This window comes from Mycobacterium sp. MMS18-G62 (genome assembly GCF_053877835.1).
This window is the reverse complement of record NZ_CM132662.1, coordinates 2,785,139-2,800,160: the sequence shown is the minus strand read 5'-3', so window position 1 is coordinate 2,800,160 and position 15,022 is coordinate 2,785,139. Positions and strand designations below refer to the sequence as shown.

Sequence of the window (15,022 nt, the reverse complement as noted above, 5' to 3'; positions counted from 1 at the left end):
TTCGGGGAATGTGGTGAATGCCGGGCTAGTTGACCGTCCGACCGAATTCAGGGCGATAGCGTCATTCCTGCAATCCGCCGCTGAGCGAACCTCCGGCCTCGTCATCGAGGGCGAAGCCGGCATCGGCAAGACCACACTCTGTCTCGCGGCCACCGACCAGGCGCGCGACCGCGGATTCCAGGTGCTGTTCGCCCGTGTCGGCGAAGCAGAATCGATGCTGGCCTACGCGGCGGTGGCCGACCTGCTGGGTGACGTGAATCCGGCCATCCTCGGCCGCCTCCCCGATGTCCAACGTCTCGCAGTCGATCGCGTGCTGCTGCGAGCCGGCGACGGCGGTCCTGCCACCGATCAACGCGTGACTGCCGCCGCCCTGGTTTCCGTCGTCGAACACCTCGCTGCCCACCAGCCTGTGCTGGTCGCCATCGACAATGTGCAGTGGCTCGACTCGTCCAGCAGATCCGTCCTGGCGTACGCGGCCCGACGCTTCCGCGGTCGCGTCGGAGTGTTGATGACCGAGCGGTGCGATCCCAACCGCGGCGAAGCGGTGACATGGCTGCAGCTGGGCGAGCCCGACAGCATCGCCCGGATCCGCGTCGGCCCGCTCAGTCTCGGCGGACTGCACGCGCTGATCTCGGCGCGGCTCGGTCGGCCGTTCGCCCGCTCGACCATGGTGCGAATCGCCGAAATCTCCGGCGGCAACCCGTTTTACGCCCTCGAACTGGCCCGCGCCATTCACATCGGCTCCGGCAGGGCACAACCATCGCTGCCCTCGACGCTGGCCGATTTGATGCGTCTTCGCATCGGCACGCTGGAAGGACAGACCGGCGACGTGCTGTTGGCGGCCGCCGCCGCGGCCAATCCGACCGTCGAGCTGCTAGCGCAGGTAGCGCACACCAGCGTCGAGGGGGCCGTCGAGCTGCTCGACAGCGCCGAAAGCAAGGGCATCATCGCGATCGACGGCAATCACGTCCGGTTCTCCCATCCGTTGCTGGCCCACAGCGTCTACACCGACGCCCGACCCGCGCGGCGTCGGGCCATCCACCGGGCGCTGGCCGAGGTCGTCGTACTCCCGGAGCTCAAGGCGAGGCACATGGCGCTGGCGGCTGCACGCGCGGACCCCGACACGTTGAAGGCGCTCGACACCGCGGCTGACGCAGCCCGCGCCCGCGGTGCACCTGCCGCCGCGGCCGAATTGGTCGAGCTGGCAATAGGACTCGGCCAAGACAGCCCATCTCGCCGCATCCGCGCAGCCGAACACCACTTCAAGGCCGGCGACACCGAACGGGCCCACGCGCTGTTGGAATCGACCATCGACGAGCTACGGCCGGGGCTGCTGCGCGGAGTCGCCTTGAACCTGTTGGCCGGGATCCGCATGTATGACGACGCGTTCGTCGAGGCCGCCGCGTTCTTGGAGCGCGCACTCGACGACGCCGAAGCGAATCCCGGCCTGTACGTCCAGACGCTGGTGTCGTTGGCCTTCGCCCAAGGCATGGCGGGTCTGTTCGACGCGTCCGTGCGAAACGCCCGCGAGGCCGTGACACGTGCGGAAGCGTTCGGCTACCCACCGTTGACCAGCCGCGCGCTCGCCATGTTCGTCAACACATCGTTCCTCTATGGGCAGGGGGTCGACGAAGCCAGCCTGCGGCGCGCAGTCGAGCTCGAAGACTCCTACGCCGATAGCCCAATCCCCTTCAGCGCCAGCGCCATCAACGCGTTGATCTGCGCGTGGACCGGTGAGCTGAACATCGCCAGCAGGCAGATGGCCGCCCTGCGCGACCGATGCGTCGAACGCGGGGCCGAGAACGACATGATGGCCGTCAACGGCTACTGCACGCTGATCGAGATGTGGCGCGGCAACTTCGCCGAAGCCGCCCGGCTGGCAGAAGACACCATGCAGCGCGCGGAGCAGAGCGGCGGTTCGCGCACCATCGCGCTGACGGTTCGTGCGGCGGTCAACGCCTACATCGGTCATGAGCGTGAAGCCCGGGCCGACGCCCACGCCGCCATGGCCATCGCCCACGAGCGCGGGGTTCCGCGATTGGCCGAATGGCCAACCATGACAATGGGATTCCTCGAGGTCTCTCTGGGCAACTACACCGAGGCGTTGACGACCTTGCAGCCGATGCTGGATGTCTTTGATTCACTTCCCGGCATTGAGATCATGACCGCGACATTCATCCCCGACGCTGTCGAAGCCATGGTCGCGATTGGTCGACACGACGACGCAGTGCCGCTCATCGAGGAGCTCGAACGGAACGGCAATCTCCTGCGGCGCTCGTGGATGCTCGCCATCGGCGCCCGCTGCCGGAGCATGTGGCTGGCCGCCACGGGCGACGTCGCTGCGGCAGATCGGCTGGCCCACGACGCCATGACCCAACACGAGCGGCTGCCCATGCCGTTCGAACGCGCCCGCACACTGCTGCTGCTCGGCCAGCTCCAACGGCGCCAACGCCAAAAGGAGGCCGCCGCTGCGACACTGCACGAAGCGTTGCAGGCGTTCGGAAGCATGGGCACCCCGCTGTGGGCCGACCGCGCGCGGGCCGAACTGGCCCGCACCAACGTCGGGCCAAGACATGAGTTGGCGTTGACGCCATCCGAGCGGCGAGTGGCCCAACTGGCCGCATCAGGCATGACCAACCGCGACGTCGCCGCGGCGTTGTTCATCAGCCCAAAAACCGTGGAAGCCAACCTCGGCCGCATCTACCGCAAGCTCGGCATCAAGACTCGGGCGGAACTCGGCCGCATCGTCGACGACCTCTGAGCCGCGAAAGCCTCAAGCTAGGCACTGTTGAGCGACTGATGATCCAGCCACTCAGAGACATCCGTCAGTGACCGACGCGGAGGTGACGGAAGCGAGTCGGCGTCAACGGGGGGCCACCCGATGCGCAACAGCATCTGGGGAAAGCCGACGATGCTAAATAGGTTGGCTTGCAGAGTATCTCGCGCTTCTGCGGTCTCCAGCGGCTCTGCGACGGGGCAGCTTGCCAGTCCCAGCGCGGTGGCCGAGAGTAGCACCAGGCTGGTCGCTTCTCCGGCGTGCAGACGCGCGAGCGGGGTGTCGTCTTTGGTACCCAGAGCCAACACGACTGCGTTGTCGCCTTCTGACTCGGCGATCGGTGGAGGCACCATCGACGCCGTCGAATCGGACTTCGGTGCGTGCCCGTGAGGCGTCGTGTGCCGCCAGACTGATTGCGCCACAACGTGTTGCAACTCCGGCAGTGTTTCCACTCGCCGCGTCGTCACGCCGGCACGGGCGGCGCGAGCCCCTATCAGTGCCATGTCGGCGGTAGAGACCGGCCACGGGCTGTACGGCCGCCAGTCACTGCGTCGCCTCGGTATTGCCGAGGCCAGTGCGGCATCGAGCGCGCCGGCGTGGTGCTGGGCCAGCTCCAGCGCGGCGACGTGTCCGGGTTCCTCGGGATCAGGCAGCCTGTGGACCTTTGCGCGCCATCCGAGCGCCGCAAGGGCGACGACACAATGGTGCAGGGCAGCGCCACAGCTCAGCAGCACGTCCCGGCTATGGGCATCGGCGCCGAGTCCGGCTCGGTCGGGATCAGCGTAAAGATGCAGACCCTGGGCGCCCACGCGCCACAGCCAAGGTTGTGAGTCATTGATCGACGGTGCGCGGGTCGCAAGCGACAGCGCAGTCTGGATCGTGTCGTGATCAGGTTGGCAATTGATCATTTGCTGACCCGACTCTCTTGGCCGCCGCAAAGAATCAATGGGGACCTTGGTGCTCGGCGACCAAGTATCGGGTGCTGTTTGCGCTTGGGCGGTCGGCTGGCGTGTCGGAGTGGTGCAGGCTTGCTAGATCTGCAAAGACGCACTCCGTGCGATGCCTTAGCTACTGACGAATTCGCACCGCCGACACTCTGCAACCCGTTCCAGTGCGACGGGCTAAAAGCACTGGCCAGAAGCAATATGTCGCAAAGGGCTTCGTTCCGGTTGAAAGCAGAGAGCCGTTGCAAACGCAAAATCTGGCTACTCGACCTGCGTCCGGGACGCGCCTTTGCCATATCTGCACCCCCATGCAAAGTTATTAACCCCTCGGTAAATCATATCGCTGATCTGCGTTGATTTCGCGGGAAATGCGATTTGCTAGCTGCCATAATCAGGCGGTGTCGGGGGTTGGGGTACACCGCTCTGCCGAGGCGCAGGCGGTTGCGGAATTCTTGTCGGCTGCCGACGCTCGGCCGTCGTGCCTGTTGGTTGAGGGCGAGGCCGGCATCGGCAAGACGACGCTGTGGCTGGCCGCGATCAGCCAGGCGCGCGAGCGGGGATTTCACGTGCTATCCGCTCAAACAGGACAGACCGAGTCGATGCTCGCGTATGCGGCGACGGCGGACCTGCTCGCCGATGTCGAACCGACCGTTCTTGACCAACTACCCGACGTGCAGAGCCTTGCACTGGACCGCGTTCTGCTGCGCACCGACCTCGGCGGTCTCCCTACCGATCAAAGGGTGGTCGCGACAGCGTTTTTGACCGTCGTCGAGGGGCTTGCACGCACGGCGCCGGTGCTGGTGGCGATCGACGACGTTCAGTGGCTGGATCCGTCGAGCAAGGCGGTCGTGGCATTCGTCGCACGGCGCCTGAAGGGCCGCGTCGGCATGGTCCTCACCGAGCGGTCACAGCGCGCCGCCGAGACCACGACATCGTGGCTGCGGCTGCGCAGGCCCGACGGCATCGAACGAATTCGGTTGCGTCCGTTGAGCCTTGGCGGTCTGCGTCTGCTTTTCGACACGAAGCTAAGCCGATCGTTTTCCCGTCCGACAATGACGCGCATCGCCGAGCTTTCCGGCGGCAATCCGTACTTTGCACTGGAGTTGGCGCGCACTATGGCGAGCGAATCGCGGGACAGCGACATGCCACTTCCCGCGACGTTGGCCGAAGTGGTGCGCGCCCGAATCGGACGCCTGGACGACGACGCGCGCGAAATGCTGCTGGCCGCCGCCTGCGCTGCCGACCCGACGGTGGATCTGCTGGCGCGCGCCACCGGCAATCCCGTTGAGCGCACCGCCGAGCTGCTCGCGGAATCAGAAAGCCACGACATCGTCGACATCGACGGCAATCATGTGCGGTTTTCTCACCCCCTGCTGGCTCGGGGCGTCTACGCAGACGCCACACCGTCGCGCCGCCGTGCAATGCACCGGGCCTTGGCCAAGGTCGAGACGCTGCCCGAGCTGAAAGCCAGGCACCTAGCACTGGCCACCACGAGCACGGACCCGGCAACACTTCAGGCGCTCGACGAAGCCGCCACCGCCGCACGGGTTCGCGGAGCCCCGATGGCCGCGGCTGAGCTGATCGAGTCCGCGATTCGGCTCGGGGGTGACACGCCATCGCGCCGGTTGTCGGCGGCCGAGCATTACTTCCAGGCCGGCGATAGCAAGAGGGCGCGCGCCCTCCTCGAGCCGACGATCGAACACCTGCCACCCGGCACCCGACGCGCGACCGCACTCAAGCTGTTGGCCGAAATGCTGGTCTCCGACGGCCGCTTCCAGAAGGCCGTCGATCTTTTGTGGACCGCGCTCTCAGACGCCGCCGACGACCACGCATTGCTGGTGCAGACCCTGCTCCTGCTGTCGAATGCTCTGATCAACACCGGCGAGTACGACGAGTGCTTGCATCACACACGGCAGGCAGTGGTGCTCGCAGAAGAACTCGATTGTCCGACGCTGACCAGTCAGGCGCTCGCGATGTGGGTGACGGTCAGCTGCATCTGCGGCCAGGGAGTCGACGAAGGCAGCCTCCAGCGTGCGCTGGAGCTGGAAGATCTCGACGTCGATGTGCCGAGCGCCTCGAGCGCCAGCAGCGCCTCTGCCCTGATTCTGGCCTGGACGGGTCAGCTCGACGAGGCGCGCACGCAGATGGCCGACGTCCGGCGCCGCTGCATCGAACGCGGCGCCGAGAGCCTGATGATATTCGTTTCACTACACAGTGCGTTGATCGAAGTCTGGCGCGGGAGCTTTACCGAAGCCACCCAGATCGCCGCGGACACCATAGAACGGGCCGAACAACTCGGCGGTGACTACGCGGTCGCCATTGCCAAGACCGTCCGCGCAGCGGTCGCGGCATACACCGGTTCTGACGGCGCAGCCCGCGCCGACGCGCGAGCCGCGATGGAGGCCGCCCAGCGGTGCGCGGCGCCCAGCCTGACGCAGCAGCCAAGCGCGATCCTGGGTTTCCTTGAAGTCTCACAGGGCAATTACGCCGAGGCGCTCGTGAAGTTAGAACCGCTGATATCCAGATTCGACGCGATCCCAGGGACAGAGATCATCACCGCTTCGTTCCTGCCCGATGCGGTCGAGGCGATGATTGCGGTGGGCCGGCTCGATGATGCCGAGCCGTTCATCGACGCGCTGGAGCACAACGGGCGCTGGCTCGACCGTCCGTGGATGCTGGCTGTCGGTGCCCGCTGCCGCAGCATGTGGCTGGCCGCACACGGTGATGTCGCGGCCGCGGATCAGTTGGCACACGAAGCGCTGCACGAGCACGAGCGGCTCCCGATGCCGTTCGAACGCGCTCGTACCCAGCTGCTGCTCGGACAATTGTTGCGTCGGCAACGCCGCAAGGATCTGGCGGCCGCAGCCCTGAATGAAGCTCTGCACGCGTTCGAAGAGATGGGCACGCCGCTATGGGCTGAGCGCGCCCGCGCCGAACTCGCACGGATCCGCGTCAGCCCGACCCACGACTTCGGGCTGACCCCCTCTGAACAACGAGTGGCCGAGCTCGCCGCGTCGGGCATGACCAACCGCGACGTTGCGTCCACACTGTTCATCAGTCCAAAAACCGTGGAACACAACCTGGCTCGCGCCTACCGCAAACTCGGCATCCACTCACGCGCCGAACTCGGGCAGCGCATCAGTCAACTCAACCTTGGGGACTCAACCGATTCCCACAACATCGCGGACCATCAGCCGGGCGCTTAGGCCTCCGCGAAATTACGCGTGACGCCGGGATCCACAGGAATGCCCGGGCCGGTGGTGGTCGAGACAACGACCTTCTTCAGGTAGCGGCCCTTCGACGACGACGGCTTGGCCCGCAGGATCTCGTCCAGCGCCGCGCCGTAATTCTCGGCCAGCGCCTTCTCGTCGAACGACGCCTTGCCGATGATGAAGTGCAGGTTGGCCTGCTTGTCGACGCGGAAGTTGATCTTGCCGCCCTTGATGTCGGCGACCGCCTTCGCGACGTCCGGAGTGACTGTGCCGGTCTTCGGGTTCGGCATCAGACCACGCGGGCCGAGCACGCGTGCGATGCGGCCGACCTTGGCCATCTGGTCCGGGGTGGCGATCGCGGCGTCGAAATCCAGGAAGCCGCCCTGGATCTTCTCGATCAGGTCGTCGCTGCCGACGATGTCTGCGCCGGCGGCCTGGGCCTGCTCAGCCTTGTCACCGACTGCGAACACCGCGACGCGGGCGGTCTTGCCGGTGCCGTGCGGCAGGTTGACGGTGCCGCGCACCATCTGGTCGGCCTTACGCGGGTCGACGCCGAGCCGGATGGCCACCTCGACGGTGGCGTCCTGCTTCTTCGACGACGTCTCCTTGGCCAGCTTCGCGGCCTCGAGCGGGGTGTAGAGACGGGTGCGGTCCACCTTCTCGGCGGCCTCGCGATATGCCTTGCTGTTCTTGCTCATTCGTATCTCCTAATCAGAGTTGTGGTTGGCGGGCCGAAGCTGGCCCTCCCACGGGAGCCGTCTACTCGACGGTGATCCCCATCGACCGGGCTGTGCCGGCGATGATCTTGGCCGCCTGATCGATGTCGTTGGCGTTCAAGTCTTCCTTCTTGGTCTCGGCGATCTCGCGCACCTGATCCCAGGTCACCTTGGCGACCTTGGTCTTGTGCGGCTCGCCCGAGCCCTTCGGCACACCGGCGGCCTTCAGCAGCAGCTTGGCCGCGGGCGGTGTCTTCAGGTTGAACGTGAAGCTGCGATCCTCGTAGACGGTGATCTCCACGGGGATGACGTTGCCGCGCTGGCTTTCCGTCGCGGCGTTGTACGCCTTGCAGAACTCCATGATGTTGACGCCGTGCTGGCCGAGCGCGGGGCCCACCGGCGGGGCGGGGTTGGCCTGCCCGGCCTGGATCTGCAGCTTGATCAGCCCGATGACTTTCTTCTTCGGGGCCATGGGTGTTGGTGTTCCTCTCTCGTTTCTCGACTCTGTGCACTTTCCCGCGCTCAGCGCGGGTTTCTGCACAAATCGCTTCTAGATCTTGGCGACCTGGTTGAAGGTCAGTTCGACAGGTGTTTCGCGGCCAAAGATGGACACCAGCACCTTGAGCTTCTGTTGTTCGGCGTTGACCTCGCTGATCGAGGCCGGCAGCGTCGCAAACGGCCCGTCCATGACGGTGACCGACTCGCCCACCTCGAAATCAACCTCGATCGGGGCCCGTTCGATTCCACCGGTCTCGGCGGCGGCGGCGGTCGACGCGGCCTTGCCCGTCTTCTTCGCAGCGGCGGGCGGCAGCAGGAACTTCACCACGTCGTCGAGCGACAGCGGCGACGGACGCGAGGTCGCGCCGACGAACCCGGTGACACCCGGGGTGTTGCGCACCGCGCCCCACGACTCGTCGTTGAGTTCCATGCGCACCAGGATGTAGCCGGGCAACACCTTGCGGTTGACCTGCTTGCGCTGGCCGTTCTTGATCTCGGTGACCTCTTCGGTCGGCACCTCGACCTGGAAGATGTAATCGCCGACGTCGAGGTTCTGCACGCGGGTCTCGAGGTTGGCCTTCACCTTGTTCTCGTAGCCGGCGTAGGAGTGGATGACATACCAGTCGCCCGGCCGCAGCCGCAGCTCTTTCTTCAGCGCGACGGCTGGGTCCTCGTCCTCGTCCGGAGCCGGAGCCTCGTCGGCGGCCCCCTCAGCTGCCGGGGCCTCCTCGGCCACCTCGGCGGGTGCGGCGTCGGCGTCGTCGGTCACGGCTTCGGGGCTGGCCTCGTCGACTGATGTCGCCGCCGAAGCGGCTCCGGTGATCAGGTCGACGCTGTCAGCCGAAGGCGCATCGCCCTCGAAGCTAGTCACGGTTTCAGTCCTCTTCTCTCAAACATTCGCTCGTCAGCCGAACACCAGCGTGACGAGCTTGGCCAGGCCCAGATCGACCCCACCGATCAACGCCACCATGAACGCCAAAAACACCAGCACCACGGCGGTGTAGTTGATCATCTGCTTACGGTTCGGCCAGATCACCTTCCGCAGCTCGGCGACGACCTGCTTCAGGTAGTTCCAGACATATGCGAGCGGATTGCGCGACGGTCGGTCGGCCGCCTTCTTCGCGGTCTTGGTCGACGTGCCTGCACCGTTCTTGGTGGGGCTGGCCTTGGCGCCAGTCGCCAAGTCGACGGCCTCGCTGTCCGAGTCGACCGCGCCGCGGCGCGTCCGCTTGCCCGTCGGGCGGGCGGGCTGGGTCACGACCGCGGTCTGACCGCGGGTGTCGTCGGTGTCGGTATCGGTGCCGTCGCCTGCGGAGCCAGCACTATCGCGCTCGTCGCTCACCGCATGCCTTTCGTCTGGTTGTCGTGGGTCACCTTCCAGTGTCCACACTTGTCGAGTATTCAGTTGAGCAGGGGCGACAGGACTTGAACCTGCAACCTGCGGTTTTGGAGACCGCTGCTCTGCCAGTTGAGCTACGCCCCTTCAAGGTTGGCAGGCCAACCTGCGCGTTCGGGGCCTACACAATTCGCGCGCTCTCCGTTCGGTCGATCTAAAAACCGACGGACAGCGCGCTGGACTGGGAAAACCCCGAGGTCCGAGTGTAGCGCGCCCTCCCTCTGAGTTACTAATCCGTTCCTTGGCCGTTCTCGCCGACCGCGGTGCGCACGACCTGCCCCGTCTCCGGATCCCACTTGGCCGAAATCGAGTTGTCGCCCTCGTGTCCCATCAGCGTGGTGAACGACTCCATCACCACCGCTCCAGTCGGGTCGGTGAGCACGTTTCGCGTGGTGACGATGTCGGCGCCGAACCGCTCGTCGACCGTCAAGATCTGCATCGTCCCGGTCAGCGCGTCGCCATCCTGGATGGGCCGGTGGAACTTGAACTTCTGATCCACCTGGACGATCTGCATGGTCTCCAGGCCGACGTCGACATGCTGGAAGAAATGCCGCTGAATCATCACCGCGAAGATCGACATGAATGTCGGCGACGCAATGAGCGCGCCGTGACCCAGTTCGGCGGCCGCGGCCTCGTCGTGTGTGGCCGGATCGTCGGCCTTGACTGCATGTGCGTACTGACGGATCTGTTCGCGACCCACGACGAACGTGTCGGGGTACTTCCAGACCATCCCGCGGATGTCTGCTTTAAGAGCCATGGGTTACGCCAACTTCGCGGTCGCTACGGCGCGCCCGAAGATCTTCTTTCCCCCCGAAGTGGCCGACAGTGCGATGGTTACCGACTTCGATTCGGGTTCAACGGATTTCACCCGACCATTGAACACGATTTCTGCGCCGACGCCATCGTTGGGCACCGGGACCACTGCGGTGAATCGCACGTTGTACTCCGTAACCGCGGCCGGGTCGCCGACCCATGACGTCACATAGCCGCCGCCCAAGCCCATGGTGAGCATGCCGTGCGCGATCGCGGTGTCCAGGCCGACCTGCTTGGCGATGTCATCGTCCCAGTGGATGGGGTTGAGGTCACCGGACACACCGGCGTAGTTCACCAAGTCCTGGCGGGTCAGCGTGATGACCTTCTCCGGAAGAGTGTCACCCACCTTCACCGAATCGAACTCACGCAGTGTCATCACTGAAACCCTCTTCTCCTTCACCTGAACGGCCCGCAAGGGTCGTGTAGGTCTCCTGCACGACGTCACCCTTGTCGTTGGTGACGATGTTCTTGGTCACGATGATGTCGGTGCCGTGGGACTGCCGAATGGAGTCCACGTAGACGTCGCAATAGAGCTTGTCGCCGGCGTGTATCGGCTTGTGGAACTTCAGGACCTGATCCACCTGGACGATCTGCATGTCCGAGACGCCGATCTTGGCGCTGGCGAAGAACGCCGACTGGGCCTGATAGCCGAAGATCGAGATGAACGTCAGCGGAGCAGGCAGCTTGTCATGGCCGAGCTGCGCGGCGGCCGCTTCGTCGTAAAACGCGGGATCGTCGTTCTTGACGGCGGTCGCGTATTCGCGGAGCTTCTCCCGGCCCACCACGTAGTGGTCGGGGTACCGATAGTGCATCCCGACGTGTTTCTCTGACAACGCCACGGTTAGTGAACCTACCTAGTCAGGCCGGGCAAACCGTCATCGGTTTGGCACGCCGGCCCGTATCCGAGTGCTTACCGCGACTCTTTGTGGGCCTGGTGCTTGCCGCAGTTCGGGCAGAACTTCTTCAGCTCGAGCCGGTCCGGGTCGTTGCGGCGGTTCTTCTTCGTGATGTAGTTACGGTGCTTGCACACCTCGCACGCCAAAGTGATCTTCGGCCGTACGTCGGTACTTGACGCCACGTCAGCTGCCTCTTTCCAAAATATGTGTGTTCGTTCTTGTAGCGATGGCCGGACTCGAACCGGCGACCTAACGATTATGAGTCGTTCGCTCTAACCGACTGAGCTACACCGCCATGGGGTCGATCGAGCCCCCTAACGGAATCGAACCGTTGACCTTTTCCTTACCATGGAAACGCTCTACCGACTGAGCTAAGGGGGCCTACTCGCTTCACGGCCCTCACGCCGTGCCTTGGGCCTTAAAGAGGGTACATTCTCGCGGATTGACGCGCCAAACCGCTGGTCATCCTGGCAGTGGGTCGGTTTGACTCAATCGAGTAGCGAAGCGATGTCGTGGCAGGTCCAGACACGATTGCCGACACGGCAGCCATAGCGCGCGTAAATCCAGTGCGCGTAGTCCTACGGTCGGACGGCGCGCAGCGTCAGCATCGGGATCTCGCGCAGTACCGCCCGCTGGCGATCGCCCTGCAATCCGTTGACGCGAACAAGCATCCGAACGATCATGCGGCTGTACATCGGATGAGCGTGCCGAAAAGCATCCATCGCAGTGCGTCGCTCGGCCGCCTCCAGCTCGCTCCACTCGACCTGGCACTGTTCGCCTCTGACGTGTACCTCGACCAGCCCGCCCGCGACCACGTTGCGATACCAATCGGTCTGCCGGCCCCACATCGGCGCGACGACGATCTCGCCGCGGTCGGGACGATCGACCATCACCTCCACCGGCGTCCGATACAGCTTGCCGCTCCTACGACCGCGGTGAACCAGGACAATCACGGTGTTCAGGCCGAGCGTCTGAAGCGCCCAGCGCGTGCCGTCGCGATCCAGCGCACTCGGCACTCTCATGATTCGACCAAGCACGCGGGCCGCGCGCGACCTGCTGGCCATTGCTGCAGCGTAACTGCCGCCATCCTGAGCGCTACGGACCGTCGCGGTGATAGGACGGAACGATGACGGAACCCGGCGCCCCGCGCGTGGCGGTCTACCTCGATTTCGACAACATCGTGATTTCGCGGTACGACCAGATTCACGGCCGCAGCTCGTTTCAGAAGGACAAGGCGGCCGGCTTCCACAAGCAACCGGGACGGCTGACCCAGGCGACGGTCGACGTCGGCGCCATCATCGACTTCGCGTCCTCATTCGGCACCCTGGTGCTGACGCGGGCCTACGCGGACTGGTCGGCCGACGTGAACGCCGACTATCGGGGCCAACTGGTCGGCCGCGCGGTCGATCTCGTCCAGCTCTTCCCCGCCGCGGCATACGCCAAGAACGGCGCCGATATCCGGCTGGCGGTCGATGCGGTCGAAGACATGTTCCGCCTGCCCGACCTGACCCACGTGGTCATCGTCGCGGGGGACTCCGACTACATCGCCCTGGCTCAGCGCTGCAAACGGCTCGGCCGCTACGTCGTCGGCATCGGCATCACGGGGTCGATCAGCCGCTCGCTGACCGCCGCCTGCGACGAGTTCGTCACCTACGACGCGCTACCGGGCGTGCCCGTTGCCGCGCCTGCGAAGAAGAAGCCGCGCAAGAAGGTTGCGGACAACGACGAAGAGCCCGAGACGCCCGACCCGCAGACCACCGCGACGAGCCTGCTCGAGCGGGCTATGCGGATCGGCCATGAGAAGGACGACGCCGAGTGGCTGCACAACTCGGCCGTCAAGGCGCAGATGAAGCGGATGGACCCGTCGTTCTCCGAGAAGTCGCTGGGATTCCGCTCGTTCAGCGACTTCCTGCGGTCGCACAGTGACCTGGTGGATCTCGACGAGAGCAGCACCACGCGCATGGTGCGGCTCAAGGCCTCATAGGGTGGAGCGATGACCGATCGCCTGTACTTTCGGCAGTTGCTGTCCGGTCGCGACTTCGCGACGACCGACATGATCGCGGCGCAGATGCGCAACTTCGCCTACCTCATCGGCGACCGCCAGACCGGCGACTGCGTCGTCGTCGACCCGGCGTACGCCGCGCACGACCTCGTCGACACGCTCGAGGCCGACGGCATGCATCTGTCGGGTGTGCTGGTCACCCACCACCACCCCGATCACGTCGGCGGTTCGATGATGGGCTTCGAGTTGAAGGGCCTGGCCGAGCTGCTGGAGCGGGTTAGTGTGCCTGTGCACGTCAATACCCTTGAGGCGGACTGGGTTTCACGAGTCACCGGCATCGCGCGCAGCGAGCTGACCGGACACGAGCACGGAGACAAGGTCAGCGTCGGGGACATCGACATCGAGCTGCTGCACACCCCGGGCCACACGCCCGGCAGCCAGTGCTTCCTGCTCGACGGCCGCCTCGTGGCCGGCGACACGCTGTTCCTCGAAGGCTGCGGCCGCACCGATTTTCCCGGCGGCGACGCCGACGCGATGTATCGCAGTCTGCAGGCGCTGGCGCAGTTGCCCGGCGATCCCACAGTCTTTCCCGGACACTGGTATTCGGCCGAGCCGAGCGCCTCGCTGTCCGACGTCCGTCAGACCAATTACGTCTACCGGGCAAGCAATCTCGACCAGTGGCGCATGCTGATGGGCGGCTGACCGGGACGCGACACGGTGTTTGCGCGAGCTAAAGTCGCGCGACCCGCCGGTGCCTGCGCTATTCTCCCGTTGCCCAGCGCCCGCGCGGCGCGTGATGGGGAGGACCCTCTGCGATGACGACACCGCCCACGCCCGCCGGCTGGTACCCCGCTCCCGACGGCTCTGGCGGCCAGCGCTATTGGGACGGTTCGGCCTGGACCGAGCACCACTCCCCCGGCGCTCATGCGGCACCCGAGCCGAGCGAGTCACCCGCAGCCGAGCCGCCCGTTAGCGAGCAGCCCACGGCCGTTGTGCACACCGGTGCCGCCGATGGCAGCGGTGGCGCACATCGTGCGCCCGAGCCCGACGCGGAGTCCGAGCCAACCGCGTCGGCGTCGACGCCACCTTCGGCCGAGACGACGGCACCGGTGTACGCCGGTGCAACTGCAGCGCCGGAGCCGTCACCGGCCGCGGAACAGCCTCGGTCGGATGGCAACCGGGGTCTCATCATCAAGTTCGGTGCCGCCTGCGCGGCCCTGCTGGCTGTGCTGGTTGTCGTGCTCATCTACGCGTTCGTCATTCACAAGGACAACAAAGTCCAGATCGGCGCATCGGGTGACACCACGACGTCGAAGTCGGCCTCACCAACCACCTCAGCCACCAAGACGAAGACCCAGACGCAGACCGAATCACCCACGGCGGCACCGGGTTCCGGCCAGGCGACCGACAGCGGCATCACGTTCGCCGTCAACAGCGTCGAAACCGCCCCGAGCGTGAAGTATCAGGATGCTCCGGTCGAGAAGACGGCGCAGGGCGAATTCGTCATCGTCCACATGACGGTGTTGAACTCCGGCGACGCCCCGACGACGTTCCTCGGCACGCTGCAGAAGCTCAAGGCCGGCGGCACCACGTATTCGATTGACGACGAGGCGACGTTCTACCTCAATGGCGGTCTGGCAGAACTGAACCCGGGCGATTCGGCCGACGTCGGCTTGGCGTTCGACGTGCCACCCGGCACGGTGCCCGAGACGCTCGAAGTGCATGGCGACGCCGTGAGCCCAGGCATCGATCTGCCGCTGTCGTAGCTT

15 protein-coding genes and 3 tRNA genes are annotated in these 15,022 nt (G+C 65.4%); 5 read left to right on the top strand and 13 right to left on the bottom strand.

The window, feature by feature from the left end:
* The first annotated feature begins 13 nt into the window (after nucleotides 1-13).
* The gene (locus ACWW36_RS14005; protein ID WP_456142107.1) at nucleotides 14-2,761 is read left to right on the top strand and encodes a helix-turn-helix transcriptional regulator; all 2,748 of its coding nucleotides are present in this window, start codon (nucleotides 14-16) and stop codon (nucleotides 2,759-2,761) included.
* Between the two features lie 17 nt (nucleotides 2,762-2,778).
* Here the strand turns inward: ACWW36_RS14005 and ACWW36_RS14000 are convergent, their stop codons facing one another.
* The gene (locus ACWW36_RS14000; RefSeq protein ID WP_456142106.1) at nucleotides 2,779-3,684 is read right to left on the bottom strand and encodes an Acg family FMN-binding oxidoreductase; all 906 of its coding nucleotides are present in this window, start codon (nucleotides 3,682-3,684) and stop codon (nucleotides 2,779-2,781) included.
* 434 nt (nucleotides 3,685-4,118) lie between these two features.
* Between ACWW36_RS14000 and ACWW36_RS13995 the strand changes: the two genes are divergently transcribed.
* The gene (locus ACWW36_RS13995; RefSeq protein WP_456142105.1) at nucleotides 4,119-6,926 is read left to right on the top strand and encodes an ATP-binding protein; all 2,808 of its coding nucleotides are present in this window, start codon (nucleotides 4,119-4,121) and stop codon (nucleotides 6,924-6,926) included.
* Here the strand turns inward: ACWW36_RS13995 and rplA are convergent.
* The 12 genes from rplA to ACWW36_RS13935 all read right to left on the bottom strand — a co-directional run bounded on the left by rplA (nucleotide 6,923) and on the right by ACWW36_RS13935 (nucleotide 12,315).
* Complete coding sequence (rplA, locus tag ACWW36_RS13990) at nucleotides 6,923-7,630, bottom strand: 50S ribosomal protein L1 (protein WP_456142104.1); 708 nt, start codon at nucleotides 7,628-7,630, stop codon at nucleotides 6,923-6,925. The genes ACWW36_RS13995 and rplA overlap by 4 nt on opposite strands.
* 61 nt (nucleotides 7,631-7,691) lie before the next feature.
* Nucleotides 7,692-8,120 carry a 50S ribosomal protein L11 gene (gene rplK / locus ACWW36_RS13985; RefSeq protein ID WP_456142103.1) on the bottom strand — a complete coding sequence of 143 codons (429 nt, stop codon included), beginning with the start codon at nucleotides 8,118-8,120 and terminating at the stop codon, nucleotides 7,692-7,694.
* Between the two features lie 78 nt (nucleotides 8,121-8,198).
* Nucleotides 8,199-8,882 carry a transcription termination/antitermination protein NusG gene (gene nusG / locus ACWW36_RS13980; RefSeq protein WP_456142485.1) on the bottom strand — a complete coding sequence of 228 codons (684 nt, stop codon included), beginning with the start codon at nucleotides 8,880-8,882 and terminating at the stop codon, nucleotides 8,199-8,201.
* A gap of 168 nt (nucleotides 8,883-9,050) precedes the next feature.
* Complete coding sequence (gene secE / locus ACWW36_RS13975; RefSeq protein ID WP_456142102.1) at nucleotides 9,051-9,488, bottom strand: preprotein translocase subunit SecE; 438 nt, start codon at nucleotides 9,486-9,488, stop codon at nucleotides 9,051-9,053.
* Between the two features lie 68 nt (nucleotides 9,489-9,556).
* Nucleotides 9,557-9,629, bottom strand: a tRNA-Trp gene (locus ACWW36_RS13970).
* A 142-nt stretch (nucleotides 9,630-9,771) separates the two neighbouring features.
* Nucleotides 9,772-10,299: a (3R)-hydroxyacyl-ACP dehydratase subunit HadC gene (gene hadC, locus ACWW36_RS13965; RefSeq protein WP_456142101.1), complete on the bottom strand. Its 528-nt coding sequence runs from the start codon at nucleotides 10,297-10,299 to the stop codon at nucleotides 9,772-9,774.
* Between the two features lie 3 nt (nucleotides 10,300-10,302).
* Nucleotides 10,303-10,731, bottom strand: coding sequence for a (3R)-hydroxyacyl-ACP dehydratase subunit HadB (gene hadB / locus ACWW36_RS13960; protein ID WP_456142100.1), 429 nt, complete (start codon nucleotides 10,729-10,731; stop codon nucleotides 10,303-10,305).
* Complete coding sequence (gene hadA, locus ACWW36_RS13955) at nucleotides 10,718-11,167, bottom strand: (3R)-hydroxyacyl-ACP dehydratase subunit HadA (RefSeq protein WP_456142484.1); 450 nt, start codon at nucleotides 11,165-11,167, stop codon at nucleotides 10,718-10,720. The genes hadB and hadA overlap by 14 nt, the downstream gene beginning before the upstream one ends.
* A gap of 98 nt (nucleotides 11,168-11,265) precedes the next feature.
* Entirely contained in the window at nucleotides 11,266-11,433 is a 168-nt protein-coding gene (gene rpmG / locus ACWW36_RS13950) for a 50S ribosomal protein L33 (RefSeq protein ID WP_006246868.1), read from the bottom strand.
* A 39-nt stretch (nucleotides 11,434-11,472) separates the two neighbouring features.
* Nucleotides 11,473-11,546 (bottom strand) — tRNA-Met (locus tag ACWW36_RS13945).
* A 13-nt stretch (nucleotides 11,547-11,559) separates the two neighbouring features.
* Nucleotides 11,560-11,632, bottom strand: a tRNA-Thr gene (locus tag ACWW36_RS13940).
* 197 nt (nucleotides 11,633-11,829) lie between these two features.
* The gene (locus tag ACWW36_RS13935) at nucleotides 11,830-12,315 is read right to left on the bottom strand and encodes a nitroreductase family deazaflavin-dependent oxidoreductase (RefSeq protein WP_456142099.1); all 486 of its coding nucleotides are present in this window, start codon (nucleotides 12,313-12,315) and stop codon (nucleotides 11,830-11,832) included.
* Between the two features lie 62 nt (nucleotides 12,316-12,377).
* Between ACWW36_RS13935 and ACWW36_RS13930 the strand changes: the two genes are divergently transcribed.
* From ACWW36_RS13930 to ACWW36_RS13920, 3 genes are all read left to right on the top strand, one after another.
* The gene (locus tag ACWW36_RS13930; RefSeq protein WP_456142098.1) at nucleotides 12,378-13,235 is read left to right on the top strand and encodes an NYN domain-containing protein; all 858 of its coding nucleotides are present in this window, start codon (nucleotides 12,378-12,380) and stop codon (nucleotides 13,233-13,235) included.
* Between the two features lie 9 nt (nucleotides 13,236-13,244).
* Nucleotides 13,245-13,955, top strand: coding sequence for an MBL fold metallo-hydrolase (locus ACWW36_RS13925; protein WP_456142097.1), 711 nt, complete (start codon nucleotides 13,245-13,247; stop codon nucleotides 13,953-13,955).
* Between the two features lie 113 nt (nucleotides 13,956-14,068).
* Entirely contained in the window at nucleotides 14,069-15,019 is a 951-nt protein-coding gene (locus tag ACWW36_RS13920; protein WP_456142096.1) for a DUF4352 domain-containing protein, read from the top strand.
* Nucleotides 15,020-15,022: the final 3 nt, after the last annotated feature.